17 protein-coding genes are annotated in these 21745 nt (G+C 59.2%); all 17 read right to left on the bottom strand.

Annotated features, from left to right (window positions below):
* Positions 1-3: 3 nt before the first annotated feature.
* The 17 genes from MWU53_RS13995 to MWU53_RS14075 all read right to left on the bottom strand — a co-directional run bounded on the left by MWU53_RS13995 (position 4) and on the right by MWU53_RS14075 (position 21630).
* Complete coding sequence (locus MWU53_RS13995; RefSeq protein WP_247094272.1) at positions 4-1011, bottom strand: glycosyltransferase family 2 protein; 1008 nt, start codon at positions 1009-1011, stop codon at positions 4-6.
* Positions 1008-1976 (bottom strand): NAD(P)-dependent oxidoreductase, encoded by a 969-nt coding sequence (locus MWU53_RS14000; protein ID WP_247094273.1) that lies wholly within the window; start codon positions 1974-1976, stop codon positions 1008-1010. Before MWU53_RS14000 ends, MWU53_RS13995 begins: the two co-directional genes overlap by 4 nt.
* Positions 1973-3076 (bottom strand): acyltransferase, encoded by a 1104-nt coding sequence (locus MWU53_RS14005; RefSeq protein WP_247094274.1) that lies wholly within the window; start codon positions 3074-3076, stop codon positions 1973-1975. Before MWU53_RS14005 ends, MWU53_RS14000 begins: the two co-directional genes overlap by 4 nt.
* Positions 3073-4278: a DegT/DnrJ/EryC1/StrS family aminotransferase gene (locus MWU53_RS14010; protein WP_247094275.1), complete on the bottom strand. Its 1206-nt coding sequence runs from the start codon at positions 4276-4278 to the stop codon at positions 3073-3075. The genes MWU53_RS14005 and MWU53_RS14010 overlap by 4 nt, the downstream gene beginning before the upstream one ends.
* Positions 4279-4298: 20 nt before the next feature.
* Positions 4299-5423 (bottom strand): CDP-glucose 4,6-dehydratase, encoded by a 1125-nt coding sequence (gene rfbG / locus MWU53_RS14015; protein ID WP_247094276.1) that lies wholly within the window; start codon positions 5421-5423, stop codon positions 4299-4301.
* 8 nt (positions 5424-5431) lie between these two features.
* Positions 5432-6238, bottom strand: coding sequence for a glucose-1-phosphate cytidylyltransferase (gene rfbF / locus MWU53_RS14020; protein WP_247094277.1), 807 nt, complete (start codon positions 6236-6238; stop codon positions 5432-5434).
* A gap of 115 nt (positions 6239-6353) precedes the next feature.
* A complete protein-coding gene (locus MWU53_RS14025; RefSeq protein WP_247094278.1) occupies positions 6354-8000 on the bottom strand; it encodes a hypothetical protein in 1647 nt (548 codons plus the stop codon).
* Positions 7997-8413, bottom strand: coding sequence for a GtrA family protein (locus tag MWU53_RS14030; RefSeq protein ID WP_247094279.1), 417 nt, complete (start codon positions 8411-8413; stop codon positions 7997-7999). The genes MWU53_RS14025 and MWU53_RS14030 overlap by 4 nt, the downstream gene beginning before the upstream one ends.
* Complete coding sequence (locus MWU53_RS14035) at positions 8410-9639, bottom strand: glycosyltransferase family 4 protein (RefSeq protein WP_247094324.1); 1230 nt, start codon at positions 9637-9639, stop codon at positions 8410-8412. The genes MWU53_RS14030 and MWU53_RS14035 overlap by 4 nt, the downstream gene beginning before the upstream one ends.
* Positions 9640-9644: 5 nt before the next feature.
* Positions 9645-11780, bottom strand: a complete 2136-nt coding sequence (locus MWU53_RS14040; RefSeq protein WP_247094280.1) for a nucleoside-diphosphate sugar epimerase/dehydratase — start codon at positions 11778-11780, stop codon at positions 9645-9647.
* Between the two features lie 605 nt (positions 11781-12385).
* Positions 12386-13246, bottom strand: a complete 861-nt coding sequence (locus MWU53_RS14045) for a sulfotransferase (protein WP_247094281.1) — start codon at positions 13244-13246, stop codon at positions 12386-12388.
* A gap of 3 nt (positions 13247-13249) precedes the next feature.
* Positions 13250-14422 carry a glycosyltransferase family 4 protein gene (locus MWU53_RS14050; protein WP_247094282.1) on the bottom strand — a complete coding sequence of 391 codons (1173 nt, stop codon included), beginning with the start codon at positions 14420-14422 and terminating at the stop codon, positions 13250-13252.
* Positions 14423-14441: 19 nt separating this feature from the next.
* Positions 14442-15671, bottom strand: coding sequence for a polysaccharide biosynthesis/export family protein (locus tag MWU53_RS14055; RefSeq protein ID WP_247094283.1), 1230 nt, complete (start codon positions 15669-15671; stop codon positions 14442-14444).
* The gene (locus MWU53_RS14060) at positions 15668-16924 is read right to left on the bottom strand and encodes an O-antigen ligase family protein (RefSeq protein ID WP_247094284.1); all 1257 of its coding nucleotides are present in this window, start codon (positions 16922-16924) and stop codon (positions 15668-15670) included. The genes MWU53_RS14055 and MWU53_RS14060 overlap by 4 nt, the downstream gene beginning before the upstream one ends.
* An 83-nt stretch (positions 16925-17007) precedes the next feature.
* Positions 17008-18363, bottom strand: a complete 1356-nt coding sequence (locus MWU53_RS14065) for a lipopolysaccharide biosynthesis protein (RefSeq protein WP_247094285.1) — start codon at positions 18361-18363, stop codon at positions 17008-17010.
* On the bottom strand, positions 18360-19709 hold the full coding sequence (locus MWU53_RS14070; RefSeq protein WP_247094286.1) for a hypothetical protein: 1350 nt from the start codon (positions 19707-19709) through the stop codon (positions 18360-18362). The genes MWU53_RS14065 and MWU53_RS14070 overlap by 4 nt, the downstream gene beginning before the upstream one ends.
* Before the next feature lie 58 nt (positions 19710-19767).
* Complete coding sequence (locus tag MWU53_RS14075) at positions 19768-21630, bottom strand: AAA family ATPase (protein WP_247094287.1); 1863 nt, start codon at positions 21628-21630, stop codon at positions 19768-19770.
* Positions 21631-21745 lie beyond the last annotated feature (115 nt).

The raw sequence follows: 21745 nt of genomic DNA on the forward strand, positions 1-21745 counted from the left end.
GCGTTACTCCGCGGCATTGGACAGCGTTGATTTCGAGGGATCCTGCGGTGGGGTCGCGGTGCTTCCACCCTCGTCATCGGGCGTATTCAACTGCGTCTCGATCAGGGGACGATGCAGGTTCTTCGACTGGATGAAGATACGGCCAATGTATTCGCCAAGAATGCCAAGGAACATGGCGTTCAACGTCATCGAGAGCAACAGCAGTACGGTGGTCGTTGCAAAACCGGCGGGCCAGTCCTGTCCGAAGACCAGCTTGGCGACGATGTAGAACATCATCAACAGGAACGTCCCCAGCCCGACGAAGAGGCTGATATAGGACGCCAAGCGCAGTGGCAGAAGCGAATGGTTGATCAACCCGTCAATCGCAAGGGACAGCATGGCGCGGAAGGGGAACTTTGTTTCGCCCTCTAGCCGGGCCTGACGGTCATAATCAAACCCGATCTGGCTGAACCCCATACCGCTGATCAAGCCGCGCACATAGGGCGAGCGGTCGTCGACGCGCTTCAGCTCGTCCAGAATGCGGCGGTCGGTCAGGCGAAACTCGCCCGCGTTGCGGGGCAGGTTATCTTCGCTGATCCGGTCGATCAACGCATAAAAGAACCGGCGTGCGAAGGCGGTAATGCGCCCGTCCGGCAAGCTGCGGCGCACACCATAGACCACTTGATGCCCCTGTTTCCAAAGGTCCAGCATATGCGGGATCAGCTCGGGCGGGTCTTGCAGGTCGCAATCCAGCTGAATGGCACAAGCCCCGCGCGCCGCACGGTACCCGGTCAGAACCGAAGCCTGATAGCCCACGTTCTTAGAAAAGCGGATGACGCGGACATTCGGGTCGTTCTGTGCAATCTCGGAGAGGATCAGGAAGGTGTCATCGTCCGAGTGGTTGTCGGTGAAAATGATCTCGGGCTCATAGTCGTCGAGCTCGTCAAACACGGCCAGAACGCGGTCATAGGCACGGCGGACATTGGCCTCTTCATTCAGGGCGGGGATTAGGACTGAAATTAACGTGGTCATGCGCTCCTCCGTCCAAAGGGGGCCAGCGGGTCCAGCTCCTCCATCGCGTTGATCACGCGCGACAGGCCCGCGCGCAAATCAAGGCTGGGCCGCCAGCCGATTAGATCATGCACCCGGTCCGAGATCAGGCAAAGCTCGTGGCCCGCGTCTGGGTGATGCGAATGCAAGGTTACAAGGTCGCGCGGTGCGCCGGTCAGCGCCAGCACCAGTTCAGCCACCTCGCGCATGCTGGGTGCCGTTGCAGATCCCAAGTTCATCACGTCGGGAAGCGGGCCATCGACGCGGCCAAGGCCAATCAGGGCGGTGACGATGTCGGACACATGCACCAGATCGCGACGATCCTCGGGCCGTTTGACATCAAAAGGCTCGCCCGCCAGACAGGCTTCGATCAGGGAGGGGACGATGAAATCGCCAGCCTGATCCGGTCCATAGGTCAGCGCCAACCGCGCGGTCGTGGCTTGGAATGGAAGGTGTGGGCGCGCAGCATTCAGGTAATGGGTGCCCGACAACATGGACGCCGCATAGGCGTTGGTTGGCAGTGTATGCGCGTTTTCATCTTGCGGCGCTGCGGCGCGACCGTACTCGGCGATGGTCCCTGCACGGATGAAGGCTTTGGGCGGGATCTGCAGTGCATCGGCAGCCCGGATCATGGTCAGAAGCGGCGCGACGTTTGCCTCGTGCGCAGTTTCCAGATCGCGCAGCGGGTCCGAGGACAGGAAACGGGTTTGTGCACTGAGGTGATAGATCACATCGGGCGCAATCTGCGCCATCTGCCGTGTAACGCCGTCCAAATCCAGCGGATCAATCCAATAGATGCCGATGCGCGCGGCGATGTCCTGAAGGCGGGCGGTGGACGACCCCGGGCGGGACAGCACGGCAACTTCGTCTCCGGCTTCGACCAACGCGCGTGCAAGATGCGAGCCGATGAAGCCCGTACCACCGGATATCAGGATACGACGGCTCATACACTTAGATCCTTCTGAAGGGCCTTGTCGCGACTGCGTCGGTTGCGAAAAAGCGTGACGGGCAGCTTTTCAAACAGCAGATAGGACACATGCGAAGTGGCAATGGCGACGATGAAGGTGACCACGCCGAACAGCAGGACACTGGCCCAAACGTTGTCCGAGAACAGGCCGAGCTTGTGAAACACTAGCCGCATGGGCATGTAAATATAGGGGTGCACCAGATACAGGCTGTAGCTGATCGTGCCCAGATACTGCGCCCAGCGGGCGGACAGAAGCCGCGCGGTGACGCTGTCTTTTTCGACCGCGAAAAGAAAATAGAGGAAGGTCAGGGCCATGCAGATCAGGGTGATCGGTTCGCGCAATTCGCCTGCACGGAAATCGAAATGCGCGCGAGACGCGGCATAGCCCAGCGACAGGGCGGTGATGACCTCGAGCAGCGCACGCGCCGGAAGCTTCTCGACGACGCGTCGGCCGTGGAGCACGAAGACAAGGATGCCCGCGACGAAATAGATGGATTTCGGGAACAGCACCAAGAACGCGACCGAGGCCAGCGCCATGATCAACTGAAGTCCGCGGAGCCTTTGGGTGATCGCAAAGGCGCCCAGCCCGGCCAGAAAATAGAACATCATCTCGTAGGTCAGGCTCCACGCGTTCGGGGTCAGCTGTTCTGTCCCGGCCAGCAGGTTGGTGAAACTCAGCGCATAAAGGATGGTTGGCAGATCATTCAGCTTGGGCTGCAGGTTCGTGACCGCGTTGCCTGCGATGAAGATCAACGAGAAGACCAGAAACAGCGGATAGATCCGCAGCATACGGCGGGTCGCGAAATCGCGCGGTTCATAGCGGAAGGCGCTGGGCAGGATGACAAAGCCCGATATGGCGAAGAACAGGTAGACAAAGAAGGTGCCGAAGTTCCACAGCGGCTCGGACATGGCCAGATAGGCGGCGTTGTCCGCATAGACATGTTCCGCCGTGCCGCCGATGATATGGGCAAACAGCACCATTGCCGACGCCAGGCCCCTCAGCCCATGAATGCCGGTATTGTGGCCGCCCTCGTAGGGCAGCCAATCCGGCAACTTATGAGGGGCGCGCAGGTTGGTCATTGGGCGGCAATCCCCTGATGCTGACGCGCGAAACCGGTGAAGACCTCATGCATATAGTCCATGTGGGCGGGTGTCAGGCCGTGGTGCAGGGCCAGCAGAACCCCGCCTTTCATTACCTCATCCGCCACCGGATAGCCCGCCGGGTCGGTCTTGCAGGTGACATTCTGCATGGCGGGCTGGCGCAGGATGTTGCCGGTAAAGACCGGGCGGGTTTGAATGTCGGCGGTTTCCAGATGGATTTGCAGATCGCGCCGCGTGAAGGGCGCGCCCTCGCGCAGGGTCAGCGGGAAAGACAGCCAACCGGTGCGGCTGTTCGGCAGCTGCTCGGGCAAGATGAACCAGTCTTCATAGGCTTTGAAAAAGGCCATATGGGCGTCGAAATTCTTTTCGCGTTCGCTGATGTTGTGGTCCAGCTTATCGAGTTGAACCAGACCAAAGGCTGCGCTGACTTCCGAGGGTTCAAGGTTATAGCCCAGATCCTCGAACAGGAATTTGGCGTCATAGTCGATGCCGTCGACCTTCACGTTAAAGCGGTTCTCGATGGTCTCGGATTCGACAAATAGGGACGAGCTGCGCCCCCACGAGCGTAAAAGCAGCGCCCTGCGGCCCAGTTCTTCGTCATTCACGCACAGCATTCCGCCGTTGCCCGCGCCGTTGATGACGTGCGAGCCATAGAAGCTGGTGGTCGACACGTCCGAGAATTTGCCGGTGCTGTCCGATCCGATCGTGGCGCCCAGCGTGTCGGCGCTGTCTTCGATGACTTTCAGGCTGTGGGCGTCGGCGATCTCGCGAATGCGTTGCCAGTCGGGCAGATTGCCAATTAGGGACGGGATCATCACGGCCGAGGTGTTGGGTGTGATCATCCGCTCAATCGCGTCCACGTCGATGTTATAGGTGCCGGGGGCGACATCTACGAAAGCGGGGACCAGCCCTTGGCGCACCAAGGGCGCGACCGTCGTGGCAAAGGTCAGGGCCGGGGTGATCACCTCGCTGCCTTTCGGCAGGTCCAAGATCTCGACCGCCAGATAATTCGCCGAAGAGCCCGAATTCACCATGATCCCGTGGGATTTGGCAAAAAGCGCGGCGACGCGCTCTTGCATCTTGCGGACGCGCGGCCCCATCTGAGTCGACGTTTTCAGTACTTCGACGACAGCGTCGATTTCGTCCTGACCATGAACGGTTTGACCGTAATTTACGCGCATAGTGGTCTCCTTCCCGGTCGCTATTGGGCGGCCAGTGATGTTGAATTCTGTGGTGCCCCCGACATCAGCGCGCCGTATTGCGCGATCTGCGTCAGGGTGAAATCTTTCATGTTTTCTTGGGCGTGATGGGCGCGATGCCAGTCGACGGTCATCCGAACGGCTGCGGGCAGATCCAGCTGCGGGCGCCAGCCCAATTGCGTTTGTGCCTTGGTGCTGTCCAGCCGCAGGACCCCGGCTTCGTGCATGTTCGGGTCGGCCTGACCGAATTCGAACCGCGGCCCGTCGCGGCCCCAGCTGTCTTGCATCAAGCCTGCTAGGTCGCGGACATTGACGGTGCCCGAGACGTCGGGGCCGAAGTTCCAAGGCCCCGCGAAGGGCGCGCCATCGGACAAGAGCCGCGCGGCCAAAGCCAGATAGCCAGACAGAGGTTCCAGCACGTGCTGCCACGGACGGATGCTGGAGGGGTTGCGGATCTGCACGGGCTCCCCTGCCACCGTGGCCCGCACGATGTCGGGGATCAGGCGATCCTCGCCCCAGTCGCCGCCGCCAAACACATTGCCCGCCCGCACCGTCGCCAATTGCGGTCCATCTGGCGCGTTGAAAAACGAACGCCCATAGGCTTGCGCGATCAGTTCTGTCGCCCCTTTCGAGGCGCTATAAGGATCCGAGCCGCCCATCGGGTCATTCTCGCGATAGCCCCAGCCCCACTCGTTGTTCTCGTAACACTTGTCGCTAGTTACGACGATTGCAGCTTTCAGCGACGGCATCGCGCGGGCCAGATCCAAGACATGTGCGGTGCCCGAGACGTTGGTCGCGATGGTTGCCGCCGGTTCCACATAGGACCGCCGCACAAAGGGTTGCGCGGCCATGTGGATCACCAGATCGGCGTCAATGTCGCGTGCTTGTGCCAGCAGGGCGTCACGATCGCGAATGTCGATCAAACGGCTGTCCATGTCTGCTGTCAGCCCGGTCGCATCGCACAGGTTCGGCCCGGGCTCGGGCGCAAGCGCAATGCCGGACACACGGGCGCCAAGCTGCATCAGCCAATGGCTGATCCAACCGCCCTTGAACCCGGTGTGACCGGTGACAAGAACGTGGCGACCTTTGAATGCGCCGCCAAAATCAGAGGAAACAGCGCCGGACATCTTGGCCCTCAAATCGCAAGGGCTGTGATGTCTGACGGCAGTTCTTCATGGAACCGCAGCCAGGGCGGAGTTTCTTCTTCGCACAGGTCGTTCAGCGTGTTGCGATCCCGGATCGTGTCCATCGGGTGCCAGAAGCCGTCATGTTTGTACGCCATCAGCTCGCAATCCTGCGCCATCTGGGTCAGGGGCGATTGTTCAAGCGGTTCCATGTCATCGACGAAATAATCCATGACCTCAGGCTCGAACACGAAGAAGCCCCCATTGATCCAGGTATCGCGACGGCGGACCTTTTCGGTGAAGGCTTCCACCCGGTCACCAGCCAGTTCGATATTGCCGAACCGGGCCGGAGGCTGCACCGCGGTGACAGTCGCCAGTTTGCCGTGGGACTTATGGAACTCGATCAGTGCGTTGATGTCGATGTTTCCCAACCCGTCCGAGTAGGTGACCATGAAGGGGCCGGGCCTCAGCCATTCTTTCAAGCGGCGAATGCGGCCACTGGTCATGGTCTTCGGGCCGGTGTCCACGACGGACACGTTCCACCCACCGGGAGAGGCAGGCACAAGGTCCATCTTGCCGCTGTCCAAAGACACGGTGATGTTGTTGGCGATCAGGTGATAGTTCGCAAAATACTGTTTCAGCGACAGAGATTTATACCCCGCTGCGACAATGAAGTCATTATGCCCAAATTGGCTGTAGATATCCATGACGCGGGTGATAATTGGACGGCCACCGACCTCGACCATAGGTTTTGGGATGGTGACGGTTTCCTCGGCCAGACGCGAGCCCAAGCCACCGGCTAGCAAGATTGTCTGCATAGTTCGTTCCCCCCTTTGAAAGTTGTTTGAACGAGAGTGAAAGGCGTTCCGATAAGTGCCACCCTAGGAACGCAGTTTAGAAAATTGATTGGTTGAAAAGGTTGATGGATGGGGATCATTCAGAAATCTCCCCGGGTTGAAGAAAAACGCGGCCCTCGCCATAGCGATTGTTCAGGCCGTTTACGGAAACTTCGCGATAGCCATGCGCCTTTGCGTAATTCAAAAGCGGTGCTTCCAGTGCGGTCTCATAACCCAGCAGGAAGGCGGCCGGTGGTTCCCGGTCGAAGACGGATGTGATCTGGTCTGCCCCGGCCATCACGTAATGTTTGGCCAAATCAGGGTCGGTATGTTCTGCGATGCGATAGGCAAATTGCCCCGTGGCCAGTTCCGGATAGACATCCAGCCCGGCCTCAAGCGGATAGATCGGCAGGAAGGTGGCCACTTTGCCGTTGACGATGCCTTGATCTGCCATTGCGGTGGCCAAGGCCCGCCCACCTGCATTCATACGCTGCGGCGTCGATGTGCTGGCACCCAGAGTGGTGCGCAGTTCCGGGGCCAGCCACGGCAGGGCGGTCAGCACACACAGAAGCGACGCTGCGGCAAGAACCGGACGCGTGTAGTCATGTTTTGTCCACGGCACGCGGGCAAACATCAGGGCGGCCAAAATGGGCAGTACGACAAGTGGTGCAATGTAGTATTGCGAGAAACCGGGCGTGGGTAGGAAGCTCATCGCTGCGGTGGTCAGAAGGGTTCCGAGGGTCACCAGAACCGGACCCAGCGCATGCTGGTCTGCGCCGTGCTGCGCTTCCGATCCCGTGAAGGCCATCCAGCCAAAGCACAGAATGACGAAGCCGATAATCAGCGGCACGCCTTCCAGCCAGATCCCATAGGCAAGCTGCGCTTTCGCCCCCAGTCCCAGCGCAAGGCCGGGTTCGGTCAGGCGGTTGACCTCCCAATAGGCGACGTGGGGGCCGGTGTGGAACTTGACGATATGCGCCAGGAAAAGCTGCGGATCAGACAAGAGTTGGATGAAGAGCGGCAGGGCGCCCACCAGCCCACCGATCAGGATCGGCAGAGCCACGCGGCGCACACGAAGCTTGAAGGGCAGGGCTGCGGGCAGCAAGAATGCAGCAATCGCGACAGGCGGAATGAACGCAACGGCGCTGACCTTCATGCCCGCCGCGATGGACAGGCACAGGCCCGAGGCGAACAGGCGCGTGGTCCGCAGGCGCCGCTCGTTCAGCTCGATCAGGAAGAGTCCAAGCCCGGCAAGGGCAAAGGGCAGCTGCAACAGGTTGTTTGAGGCCGCCATGCCGGGTTCGTTCATCAAGGGATGACAGGTCAGGACAGCAACGGCAGAAAACAGCGACAGGCGCGTTGATCCGGACAGGCGCAGGGTCAGCCAGCTGGTCACACCCGCCAACATCAGCCACGCGGCAAAGATGCCCATCCGAGCCGAGAACAGAAGCCCTCCGGCCCCGAAGATCAGGTCGAACCCGCGGAAATACCATGCGGAATAGGGGACGTGGTTATAGAAGATGTCCTGATAGAGCTCTAGCTCGCCCATCAGGCGGGCGGGGGGGACGAACATCATCTCGTCCCGGCGTAATCCATAGCCCATGAGGCGGCCATAGACGGCGGCCAGAAGCACGGCAAACCCGATGACTAGGGCGATCTGGCCCATGCGGCGGGCGATGGGATCGTCTAGCGTCTTCGCGGTCGAAGCTGACGGGTCGGATTTGAACATCTCGGTCACACTCATGACGCATCCTTTCCGCCGCGCAGGGCTACTGAGACCAGTTTGAAGGACAAAAGCACGGTTGGGGCCAAGGCGATGGCCTGCGCCAGATAGGCACCGGCCCCGAAACTCATCAACAGTTTCAGCAGAACCGCGTTAAACAGATAGACGGCCACATAGGCCGCGACGTAGTGCGGGAAACGGCCATAGCCTCGCGTGCCGAAGACGAAACGCCCGTGGGTCATGTGATTGAACACCACGCCGATGGCGAATTGCAGCGCCAGCGCGATCTGCGGGTGGGCACCCGAAAAGACGAACGCGGCGTAGACCGAATAGCCAAACGCGGTGTTCACCACGCCCGCCACAAGGAACCGCAGGAAGCGGTTGTCGGGCGGCGAGGTTTCGCCCGAAGGGGAGGTCGCGACCGCCCGGATCATGACGCAAGCTCGGCATAGGCGAGACCCTTGGGAAGTCTCGCGTCACGGTCAAGAGGCTCAACGCCCATGTGTTGCATCAGGATGGAGTTCACAAGATGCACATCATAGGTCCGGCAGGCATGTTCGCGTGCGGCGTGACCCATGGCGGTCGCAAGGGAGGGATCGTCGATGAAGCGTTTCATCGTCTGCGCAAGGGCGCTCGCGTCCCCTTGAGGAAAGACCATACCAGACACGCCGTCTTGGGTGGCTTCGCCACAACCGGGGGCGTCTGTGGTGATCACAGCGCGTCCACAGGACATGGCCTCAAGGATCGACCGCGGAACGCCCTCACGCAGCTCGGTCGGCAAGACAAACACGCTGCACTTGGCCAGATACGGACGTACGTCACGTGTCTCGCCCAACCAGTTGACCAGCCCGCGTTTCTGCCAATCGGCAAAAAGGTCTGGGTCAATGGCGTCAGGATTGCTGTCTGCCGGTCCCAAAATGTCGATGTCACATTCATGCCCTTGGGCACGAAGAATTTCAGCGGCCTTGCCAAGGGTCAAAAGCCCCTTGCTGCGCAAAAGCCGCCCGATGAACAGAAATTTCACACGCCCTTGAGGGACAGGAGTTTCAGTAAAACGCCGCGTATCCACGCCGGATCCGGGCACGTCATGCAGCGGCACGCGGTCCGGGATCAGGTGAAAGCGGCGAATGTCGCGCCGGTCGGCCGAGTTGTAGCAAAACGCGCCATGAATGCGGCGCAGTGCCACTCGGTGCAATAGGATCGACAAGTCACGAACGCGCTTGCGCCGACCCGTCGGGTTCTCTTCCATGAAGCTATAGCCCAGCCCCGTGAACAGCGCATAGCGATGCGGGACGCCCGCGATTTGCGCGGCGAGGCTGCCGTAGATGTTGGGCTTCATGGTGTACGAGATCACCAGCTCGGGCTTTTCTTTCTGAAAGAAGCGGACCAGCGCCCAAAGTGTCCCCAGATCGCGTAGCGGGTTGGTCCCCGTGCGGTCCATCGAAATAGGGCAGGGACGTACGCCATTGTCGCGCAGGGTCTGGGCGGTCTCGTCATCGATGTCAGCGGCGGCGGCCAAAACCTCGTAGCCGTTCGCGGCCAACCTGCGGATCAGGTCGAGGCGGAAATTTACCAACGACCAGCCAAGGCTTCCCAGAACCACGGCCTTCTTCGGCGCGTCATTCGCGGCCGAGATATGTGTTCGAGGCGCCCCCAGCATTATCGTCACTCACCCGCCCACAGGCTTGTGCGGGATGCGATGCCAACCTCGGCCAGACGCTGCGGGCCAGCGACAGGTGCGGGATAGGACGGACGATGGCTGCGGATACAATGCACATTCTCGCGCGGGGTATCATCCGCGTGCTCGCCATATCCAGGACACAGGTCGATCAACTGACGGCGCACAGCAGCTTCGTCGCCCGCGCGTGCGGCGGTTTCGAGTGCGACGATCGCAGAGCGAAGATGCGCCATCGGGATGCCGTCCGGTAGGGCGCTTTCGACGGATTCGATGCCACTGTCGCGACGCTCTTCGGCCTTGTCGAACAGCTCTTCAAACAGCTTTTCGCCCGGACGGATGCCAACAAAGTCGATGTCGATATCACGGTAGGGTTCCAGCCCGGCCATGCGGATCATACGCTCGGCCAGATCAACGATTTTCACTGGCTCGCCCATGTCCAAAACGAAGATCTCGCCCAGACCCGAGTTGCGGGCCAGACCCTTGGCGGCTGCCACCACGGTCAGCTGAACAGCTTCGCGGATGGTCATGAAGAAGCGCTCCATCCGGCGGTCAGTGACGGTCAGTGGACCACCTTCGGTAATCTGTTTCTGGAACAGCGGGATCAACGACCCGGACGACCCCAGTACATTGCCGAACCGGACCGAGAAGAAGCGCGTCTGCGTCGTCGATTTCGGGCTTTGCTTCTGATAGGTGATACGGTCCTGCGCTTGGGCATAGAACTCGGCCACGCGCTTGGTCGCGCCCATCACATTGGTGGTGTTAACGGCCTTGTCGGTTGAAATCTGAACCATGGCAATCGCACCGACATCACGCGCGGCATCCGCCACGTTCCGCGTGCCGATAACGTTGGTCAGCACACCTTCACAGGGGTTCAGTTCCACCATCGGCACGTGCTTCAATGCAGCGGCATTGAAGACCAGTTCGGGCTTATATCGCTGGAATACGGTCTGAACGCGCTGGGCATCGCGGATACAGCCCACATGGACCTGACGGTTCACGTCGGGATAGTTCTTTCCAAGGTCCATATCGATCGAGTAGGCATTGAATTCGCAATTGTCCAACAGCACCAGAAGTGATGGATCGAACGAAGCGATCTGGCGTGACAGCTCGCTACCGATTGAGCCTCCGGCCCCAGTGATCAACACCCGACGCCCTTCGATCATCTGGCGCAGCAGCGACCGCTCCACAGCTTTCTGCGGACGGTTCAGGATGTCTTCAGGTTCAATTGCACGCAGCTTAATCTCGTTATCAACAACCTGATCCAGCGCGGGATCGGCCAGGCCGGGCAAACGCGAGATCTTGATGCCGTTCGAGGTCGCCCAAGACAGAAGCTCGAAGATTCCTTTGTTGTCGAAATAGGACACATCTTCGGTCAGCAGTATCTGCTGCGCCTTCAGATCACAGTCCTCCAGCGCCTTGATGGCCCGCTTGGGTTCGCGAATAGAGCCAAGAATGCGCGCACTGTGGAAATGCAACCCGGTCGAGCCGGTGGCATCGTCAATGATCCCAACCGGAACATAGGTCGAACCACTGCGGTCGAGCGAGCGTAAGAACAGGTCGCAATTCGTGCCGGTGCCAACAAGGACCACGGGAATTTGCTTTTCCGCGATGCGATCGGCACGCTTGGTACGACGGACCAGCTCGCGGTGGCGTGCAACAATGCGCAGCGCGCCGGTGAACGGTATCGTCGCCAGAAACTGAATGATAAAGATCGAGAAGGTGATCGGTTCCAAGGCTGCGATTTGTGCCGCGATCAGAATCTGAACGCAAATCGCCATAATTGCTCCGCGCGAGATCACCATCACATCGTTCAAAGAGGTTGATCGCGAATGACGTGTGTAAAAGCCCATCACGGTAAAAACGACCAGATTGACGATGCCTGCTAAAAGCATCATCGGCGTCATCACGGCAAACAGTTCCGAAGTGACCGATCCACCTTGCGACAGGCTGATTGCGGCAAACACCGCTGCGGCCGAAGCAATCATGTCTCCGACAACTAGCTTGTGATTTGCACATAGCTCGATCTTCTTCTGAGCAAGCCAGTACTTCAGTGCTTCTTGTATTCCGGTGCGCGTGGACGCATCGCCTTCGCGAGAAGGCCCGAACCCCATTCCATCAAGCATTTTTAGAACCCTTTTCGGCTCTGAGATAAAAAAACATCATTCAAATTTCGTGACGCTCCAGGGGCGCACGACAGAAATCCATACATTCAGTGATGTTGAACCGGCTGACATTTTCCGACACAGGCGGCCGGAGAATGTCAGCCGTAGAGATTAACAAATAAAATTGTTCAACATCCCATCACACTCGTTACTCGCGTGCCCTCACCAAAACTTTTTACTGCGCCAAAATCTGGCAAACAAAATCCGCACTTAAAAATGCGCGCGGGTATACAACTGGGGCGGAGAGCACAGACACAAAATTCTTTTGCTATTGAGAAACAGACCCACCCCTGGAAGCTTCGATGAAAAAATCAAAACGTAACCTGTTTCAGCAAAGTTCAGCTTAGCGCAATCTTTGCCTTATTTCTAACAAATTGTAGACACGTACTGTTTCTATTTTTGAAACATATAATGATTACAGTGTGTTGTGTGTTGCGATTTATGGCAATTAGGCGTGTTCTATGATGGCTCTTGTTCTTGCACGAAAGGAGAACTCGCAAAGAAAGATCGGAAAAGGACGTAACGTCGCTGACAATGCAACCAAAAGTGGTTCTAAATAGAATCGGTTAACGGGCGCTTTCGTTGGTCTTGGAAGTGCCGCGTGAGTGGGTCCAATGCGGCAGAAAGCCGGGTGCCAGCTTGGACAATTCTGACTTGTCGGCCAGATAGAACTCCTCCATCGCCTGTTTCAGATCGTCTGGAAGCGCTGGATAGGTGAAGGGCTTGGCAACAAGGTTCCGCAATGTGCTGACCGGCGGCCGGGTGCGGATCGGGTCGAGAAGCGGACGAAGCGGTGCGAGGACACGCCGCAAAGGTCCCGGAACTGCCGCGGCATGTTTGTCCTTTACCTTCTCGCGCACTGGCGGGGTCAGCTGGCCGGTATAGCCGATGTGATCCGCGACCCATTGCAATTGCCGATCCGGATGCGTGGCGACATCTTCAAATGCCAAAAGCAGGATTTGCTTGTGCGGGAACAGGGCATAGAAGCGCTTCAGATGGTGACCATAGAGCCCATCATTCAGAAACCGTTCGGTCGCGGCTTTTTGCGGATCAAGGTGGCGGCGGATATCCTCGTTCACCTCTCCGCGGCGCAGCAACATGCAGTAATCCGAGTACGCACGCTGAACGGGGTCGCGCATCTGAACGATCATTTTCACGTCCGGATAAGTGGCATGAATGCGCTCGGCGGCTTCGGGCTGGGTCAGATAAGAGTTTGATTTCTCGCCTACGATGTCATCGGGCTGAGCGCCGTCGAACTGAGCGTTGAACCAATCAAAGCCCTTGTCATAGACACGCGAGAAGAAGTGCAGTTCGGGCGCGGGCATGAAGATACCGGGCGAGGCCGAAAGGGAGTGTTGCTCCCATGTCGTCGCGCATTTGGCAGCGCCGATGATCAGAAAGTCGATGGGACGGGGCGTGGTGGTCATAGTTTAATCCCTCTGTCCGGCAAGCATATCATAGACGGCGGTGGTTTTGGCGATATGGACGTCCAGCCCATACTGTCCACGAACGTCCTTCTGTGCGGCGTCCAAGATACGCGCGCGCAGGCCGCTGTCTTCGATCAGATCGCGCATGGGGGCGGCAAAGGCCCGAGCTTCCCAGGGATCCACAAGAAACCCGGTCTCGCCATCTGTGATCGCTTCTGGGTTGCCGCCATGTCGCGTCGCTATGACGGGGGTGCCCAGATGCATCGCCTCGATCAGCGTTCGGCCAAATGGTTCGTCCAGCGCCGTGATCAGCAGCGCATCGACGCCTGCCATCGCAGGGGCAGGGGGATCTCGAAACCCCATCAAATGCAGGTTTGCGGACAGCCCATGCGCAGCAGCGCGGTCGACGCAGGCCTGATCCAGGCCCGAGCCTTCCGTTTCGACCCGGCCAAAGATCAGCCCATGCACCGGGCGGTTGGGCATCGCATCCCGCACGGCCTTGACCGCGTCCACGAAATGTACCGGGCGCTTGCGGTCATTCAATACGCCGAAATAGGCCAAGAGCACGCTGTTATCTGGTACGCCCAGTTCGGTGCACAGCGCTTTGTGGCAGGCCACACGATCCGGAATGTCCGGGTCCAGATCAAACGGGCTGCGGACAACTTGGAACCGGTCATCAATCGACCGGACGGGGCGCTCGGGGCGCGAAAACTCGGACACCGACAGAATGCGATCTGCCAGCAGAGGGGCGATGATATTCGCCCCCTTGGCGTCAGGCCCTTGCCGGTGATGCCAGATGAATTTGCAGCCAGCGAGCTTGGCCGGCAGGCTCCAGGAGCCATGCATGCGACCATCATTGGTGTGTACGATGTCGATCCGGTTTTTCTTTAGATAGCGTACCATCTGCGGGACGGATCGCAGCAGAAATCCAAACCGCGAGGCATCTTGCGGGCTGCGGCTGTGCTTGGGGGCAATGATGCGAGGGGTTTCGAGCACCTCGTAAGACAGACCCATATCCGAGATATAGGCGCCCAATGCGCCGCCCTCGCGGTGTAGCGCAATGACAGGTTCGTAGCGCTCTGGATCAAGGTTGCGGATCAACCCCAGCGCCGAGACATGGCTGCCCCCAATCGTGGCACCCCCGACAAAGGGATAGAAAATGCGTATTTTGGTCATGAAAAGCCTAAAAAAAGAACTACTGAGAATTAGTGGATAGTGAGGCCGAGCGCGAGACTTCAATCGTGTCGCCGGGCATGAGCGGGTCGGTGGGGGCGATGATCAACGATACAGGCGCACCATCGACCACCCGCGTGACGCGATATTCGGTCTGCTCTTCGGTCAACGGGTCGGGCACGGCCAAGCCGCTTGCGACCGCTTGGGCGCGCAAGGCCTCGGATGTGGCAAGTCGGATGTCCAGACGGGCAAGATCGCGGTCAACCCGGTTCAATTGTTCCAAGGTGCTGGCGCGGGCGTCATCTGTCAGGGCCAGCGTGTCGCGTTCGGCGCGGTTAAGCTGTTGGCGGGCCGTCAGACGGGCGATTTCCAACTGCAGTCGCTTGCTTTCCAGATCGTTCAGCGCGGTGGTCAGCGCGTTGACACGCGTATTGACCGTCAATCCGCGTTGTTTCAGGGACGTCACATCGTCCAGTTCGGCCGTAGTGCGTGCGATCTGTTCCGAGCGCAGGGTGATTTGGGCGGTCATACGCTCGATCTGCTCGCGTAGCACCGCTTGCAAATCGCGCAGCCTATCGGCTTGCGAGGCACGCGCATTTTGGGTGGCTTCCAGGATGTCGCCTTCAATGCCACGCGGGCGCGGGCGGAGAGAGGTGGCGGTGCCGTCCGCCGCGCGATCCAGATCGTCCAGATCCGCGACCAGTCGGGCACGCTCTGCCTGGAGGGCGTCAATTTCGGCCTCAAGGCTGCGGACCTCTCCTCCCAAGCGCATTGTGTCCTGTGCAAACGCGCCCACATTGCCCGGATGCAGGCGGATCAAGCCGCTGGACAGGGCCAAAGCCTGTTGCGCCGTCAAACCGGGCCGAAAGGCGTACGCACCTGGTGCCGTGACCTCGCCCAACACAAAGATTGGCTGGTGGCCGGTCACTTCGATGCCAACGCGTGGGGCAGGCGAAATGCCCAGTTTGCGCTCGATTTCGAACTCGATTTGACGCGCCAATGCCGGGGCGGTCTGGCCGATGGCGCTGATGCTGCCGATCAGGGGCATGGACAGAACGCCATCGGTCGAAATGCGATACTCGCCCGAGACTCCGTCAAGCACGGTAAAGGCGTTGCGATCCCCGTCCCAGCGCAACACGCGCAGGCGTAGTTCGTCCTGTGCATGCAGTTGATACTCGGCCGCCCGGGCATGATCCGAGAGGGCAAGCGTGGTCAGGATCATGGTAAAAACAAGGGAAATGATGCGGATCATGGGCGTACTCTTTTGTTACGAAGGACCGAGATTTGCGGGTTGGGCGGGCGGGGGCGCGGGGCAGGGTCCCGCAATGTGGCAGCGGTCAAGGAAAACAGAAGGATCCATGGGACATTCCAGAACCGCGCGAAAAAGGTTGGGAACATGTTGAAGGCGGCGGCATAGATCAGCAAAACCACGAGCGTGATCGCCCAAACCAGTCGGTTCGCACCCTCGGCGATGGCGGCCCAGATCAAGATGGCTCCTGACAGGAAGAATCCGATCAGCCCCAGCATCGAAATCAAGCCGCCTTCGACGAAGGCCAGCATATAGGTGTTGTGTACGGCTGCATGATGCGAACTGATCTCGCGGAATTGTTCGACGCCGAGGCCGACAAAGATCGTGTCCTTCATGACGGCGAAGGCCTCTTGCATCAGCTGTGCGCGGTCCGAAAACGTCCCGGCCCCCGACAGGTTGCGATCCAGTAGCGGGTTCAGCACACGCTCTTGAAATACAGCGGGCATGAAGGTGTCTCCGAACAGGACCATGAGCCCCGCAACGGCAATAAACGCGGCGGCCGAGATTGGCAGATACTTAAACGGGCCAACGATGGTGATCAGCAGCGTAACACCAAGAATTGTTGCCAAAAGGCCTGACACCGATCCGGTCAGCATGATGCCGTAGATCAGCGGCGGCAGGCACAAAAATACCGTGCGCAGTTTGAACTCGCCCATCTTGTACAGGCCCAGCACCAGCACAATCGCAATGGCCCCATGCACGGCGCCCTCGTTTTCGCGCTGGAACAGCGAACGCATTCGCCCAGAACCGGACACCAGCATGTGGTTTGGATTGTCGACGAAATGCACGACATAGGCCCCGAAGACCATGACGAAGACGTAAGACGCGACCAACAGTTTCACCAGCGCGATGGTCTGGGCGTAGGACCGCCCGCCAAGGATCATTGGCAGCACCAGAAGCGAATAGCCGTATTGGGCAAACGTGTTGGGCAGGGCCAGTGGGTTGCCATTGACGACGGAGCTGACGGTCAGCCCCCCCATAAAGGCGAAGAAAGACATGAACCAGAAGGCGGTGGCCGGGCCGAAGAACTTGATGCTCAGCGTGCGGTTGGCCAGCATCAGGATAAAAGCCATCAGGGCCACGATGTCCGATGCCGTGACATAGACCGAGTCCAGCTTGACGTGGTTCATCGGGGCCAGCACGACCGCCGCCGCGATCAATATACCTGTCGGGGTCGCAAGGCCCGCGCTGACCAACCCAAAGGGATCCCTCCGGGGCTGACGTCTGCGACGCGCAGATGACCGCAATGGGAGAGGCGAGGCGTGGTCCCGGCGCATAATCATGAGCGCACCTCAGACTTGCTTGCGGTGTCAGGGCGGGTTTTGGCTTCAAGCGTTCGCATGACCAGCCAACCGCAAGCCACAAGCCAAAGCGTATTGCTGATCAGGTGGCTTAGCGCCGCGCCATTCACACCGAAAGTGACAACGAAAGGATAGATCAACGCGAAGAAAAGTGCCGCCGTTGCCGCGCCGATCAGCATCAGTTCCCGGTCGTGACCGAGGCTGAGAAGGACAGGCCCGAGAATGACGCCAGCCAGAAAGAGCGCCACGGCCACGGCCTGAATGGACACGACGGGGGCCGCGGCGACGAAGGCCTCGCCAAAGGCCGCATCCAGGATGGGGACGATGTAGATCAACGCGGGAATAACGCCTGCCAACAGGATTGCGCAAAAGGCGACGCTGATCCAAAGCGCAGTTTTGCGAATGCGCACGTAGTCGCCGCTGGCGGCAAGGCGGCTGAACTCGGGGAAAACGGCCTGCTTGATCGGGCGGCCAAGGCGGATTGCGGCGTCTCCGCATTTGCGGGCGATATGATAGTGGCCGACAAAGACAGGAGCGACGAGCGCACCAAGGATCACCACGTCCAGCCGCTGTGTGGTCTGGCGCAGGATCACGGCAAGGTTCGAATTCCACATGAACCGCAGGAAGCCTCGGTTTTGACCCAAGGTGGCGATCAGGCTTCCAAATCGAGGCTTCTGTCCGCGTTGCCGCATTTCGCGACGTCCGAAGATGAAAGCAATCAAACCTTCTGCAAGGCTGAACAGGACGAAGATGACCACGAAATGAACCAATGAGCCGCCCACCAGCCAGGCAATGATGGACAGAAGCAACCGGAACAGGGCCGTTGCCGCGTCGATCTTGGCTAGCAGGTCAAACCGGTCATAGAGCCTGAGAAGCGCCACACCGGTGGCCCTCAGCGACAGTGCCACCGCAAGTGCCCCCAGTGACAACAGATGCGCAGCACCGCCATCCAGCCCTATGGATCCAGCGACCAAAGGGGCCAGGAAGAGGATCAGCGCCGCAGCAGCCAGCCCTCCGATCACGTCAAGCACGATGGACAGACCCACCAGATTTTCAAACCGCGCAGTGTCTTTTTCTTCCAACGCGATGCTGCCGTATTGGATCACCGCTTGCCACGGTTCAAAATGCACAAGCCGCGCGTTGATCCGGGCAAATGCCTCGATCAAGGCCAGCGCGCCCAACCCCGCAGCCCCCAGTGCCCGTGCCGACACCGCCAACGAGATCATCCCCAAAATCGCCATCGCAACCTGAGAAGAGAATATCCACTTCAAATTGCGTACAAGGCGTTGGGCGACTTGGTCGTGTGGAAGGATCTGACGCAGGCGCTGGATCATTTAATGTCTCCGGCAAGCAATGCCAGCCAGGTTTCCACATGGCTGAGTGTGCTTCCCGACGGGCGCGCCCACGGATTATTTGGCAGGTCGGGGGACAGGCCGGGCGTTGCCGCCTCATAATCATCGGGAAGCCCATCGCGGTCACTATCAACGATACGTGGGGCGCCGGGAAGCGTGGGCCATCCGCCAACCTGGTCCGGGTTGTCGATCACGCGGCCCAGGCATTTCAGAGTGTCATTGATCACTTGCTTGTCCAGAGCATCCAGATGGACATTGCCCGGCAACCGGTCACCCACGTGGGTCAGGACTTTCTCAAGCGTGTCTTTCGTTCTGTATATTGGTGCGGAAAAGGGTCCACTTGTCGTCGGAATGCGTCGTGCTTTGGCGGTTGGGTTCAGAACAGAGAAGGTCCGCGGATTGCACCCGGCAGCCGCGCCGGTTTTGTTTCGGAAAGCCATGATCGACACGCGCGTCGTACGTTTCCATTCGAAGACCTGAACGGCTTCGGGTGTCTTGGACTTCGTGCTTGGACCGCTGAGTGCGATATTCCCGCCATAGATGATCGTCACATCGCCCACGAGGTCATAGAACTCGCCGAATTGGCTTTTGGGGTTATAAAATACGTTGTTCAACACCTCGATTGGCCCCACATCAGTACCCTTGATGTCGGGCATCCGGTCACGGTGATGTGCAAAAAGGTTCCGCGCAATCGTGATCCGGCCACAGATGTTGTTTTCCTTCTCGTGCGAGCAGATCAGCGCCCCTTTCGAATGTCGGCCTTTCGGGTGGGTGCTGTGATCCAAGCTAAGCGCCAGAATGCTGTCGGCCAGCGTGATATTGGCGACCTTCCCGCCGGACACATGGATATTGAACGTCTCGTCCGTGGCAAACTGCATCGAGAGATTGCCGAGATAGATCTTCTTGGCGTCCTCAAGCGTGATCGCATCCACATTGGCGGACGGTGTGACGCTGGGGCCGGGGCGGACCTTCAGAAAACGGATCACCACCTCGCGCGAGTTTTTCACGATCAGGGGCGTTTGGATCGAGTTGCGGTTGCGCAGCTGGATCCCCTTTCCCGGCGCGGTTTGGCCCGCAATGTGTATGTTTGAACCAACGAATATCGGGCTATCGAGCATGATTGTGCCCGAGACCCGGAAAACACAGACCCGCGGCCGCCCGTCATTCTTGGCGCAGGCACGCAACGTGCCCGTGCCGCTATCCGCAAGCGAAGTCACCTCTACGATGTCGCCGCCCTTCCACGCCAACGCCTTGGCCCCAAAGCCAAGCGCACCGGGGAACGCGATGTCCTGTGCCAGCGCGGGAACGGTTGCTGTAATAAGTCCCATACTGGCAGCAACAGAGGCAGCGGTCGGGGCAAATCGCGGCCGGCACCTCCTGAGGCGATTACGAATAATATCCCTCACCGTAATTATAGTATTGAGCATAACCACCATATCCCAATCTTTGATGTCTGCGCGTATCAACGTCGTTGATCAGGGTTGCCGTGATCGGCAGACCATCTCGTTTCAGCCGTTCAACGGAATCCACCAGAACGTTTTCTGGCGTGCGTCCCCAACGAACCACTTGCCAGATTTCATCCGCCAGCACGCCGATGCGGACGGTGTCGTCCACGACCAGCACGGGCGGCGTATCAACAATCACAAGATCATATTTTTCCCGCAGCTCGGTTCTGAGGGTCGCCAATTGCTGGCGCTGCGCTTTCAGATTGGATCCGCTGCGCGCATCCACCGAGAGAAAGTCCAAGCCCTCGACGGTTTTGCCACCCAGCGAGACAGGGCCGGGGACAACTTTGCCCGACAGGACGTCCGCTAGTTTTGCAGGCTTGGTATTCGCTTCAAGCAACTTCGACGCCGCCTCGCGGTGACTGTCCATGTCGATGATCAAGGTGCTCAGCCCATCCAGTGCGGCCGACACGCCAAGTGCCACAGTGACTGTGGACTTGCCCTCATGGGGCAGGCCGGATGTGATCATGACCACCCAGCCTTCGTTACTGTCGTCAAACCACAGCCCGGTTGCGCCGCGAACCGCTTGTGCGAACATTGTATGGGGCTTGGCGATAAGGTATTTGGCGACGCCTTCGCGGCGCATCGCGCCTGCGTCGCGTCCAATCCGGGGCAGGAAGCCCGCATTCGGCAGGCCGGAAATCCGCATGGTCTGCGTTTCATTCCACAGCCGTCGGTTCATCAGGTCCAGAATAAGTGCGACGACAAAGGCCAAGACCAGCCCACCGACCGCGGCAACCACAAGCGAGGCCTTCATATTCGGCCACGAGGCCGCAACCGGGGGACGGGCGACCGAGACTTGCCGCGCGCCCTGCGAGACCAGATTGATCTGGGTCTCAAGCTCGTTCAGTTTTTCGATGGCGGTCTGATAGCGCAGGCGCTGCACTTCCAGCAGACGTTCGCGGCGCATCTGTTCAAGCTCGGCGCGGGTGCGTTCTTGAAGCTCGATCTCGACCTTCGTAAGCTCACTTTGAAGCCGCTCGGCGTCTTGACTTGCATCCGCGGTCTTCAGGAATGTCGTGAGATACTGCACTTGCGATCGCAGCCGGTCTGGAAGCTGGTCGTCATCCAACTTGTTCTCTCGAATGAAGTTGGCCAGCTCGACTTCGGCCAGCGTCAGTTCTTCTCCCAAGGTTTCGACGCGTTCGCGCAGGAAGACGATCGAGCTTGAGACGCTGGCACGTTGGTCGGCCAGACTGTTTTCGATGTAAACTGCAGGGATGGCGTTGGCGATATCGGCGGCAAGGCGTGCTGAATTTGCCGTAGAAATAATGTCGATGGCCAAGCTTTCGCCCGAGCGGAAGACGCCATAAGCCCCTTGGATCTTGTCGAGCACCTGCTCTTGATGCAACGCCGGGTCGACAGGCTGCCCGTCCGAGGTCAGAGACACGAATTTCGGATTGTCATAAAGGCCAAGATACACTGCCAACTGATCGGCAAAGGCACGTGATTTCAGGACGTCCATTTCGGTTTCGATGACCGCGCGCGACAGTTCGAAGCTTTCCAGCTGCGTGTCTGCTTGGCGCACGCGCGTATCAAGCCCTGTCAGAACCAGCGTCGCCCGCGCCGTAAAGCGTTCCTCAAGCCGGTCGACCACAAAGTATGTGGCGGCAATCACCGCAACGACAATCAGGATAATCAGGCGCAGATGCCGTCGCAGGATCAGCCAAAATCCATCTAGCCCAATACGATCAAAATCGTTCGAACCGCTGTCCTCGCCACCGATTTGCGCGTCGATCTTCATGAATCAATCTCCATTCGGGTCACGATCTGTTTCCGAATGGCGAAAACACGATGACGACGTTCACCAGAAACGCGCCACATAACCCCTATCAACTTCTTTTCCCGCCGTCCGGCGG

It is taken from the genome of Aliiroseovarius sp. S1123 (assembly GCF_023015885.1).
GTDB lineage: Bacteria > Pseudomonadota > Alphaproteobacteria > Rhodobacterales > Rhodobacteraceae > Aliiroseovarius.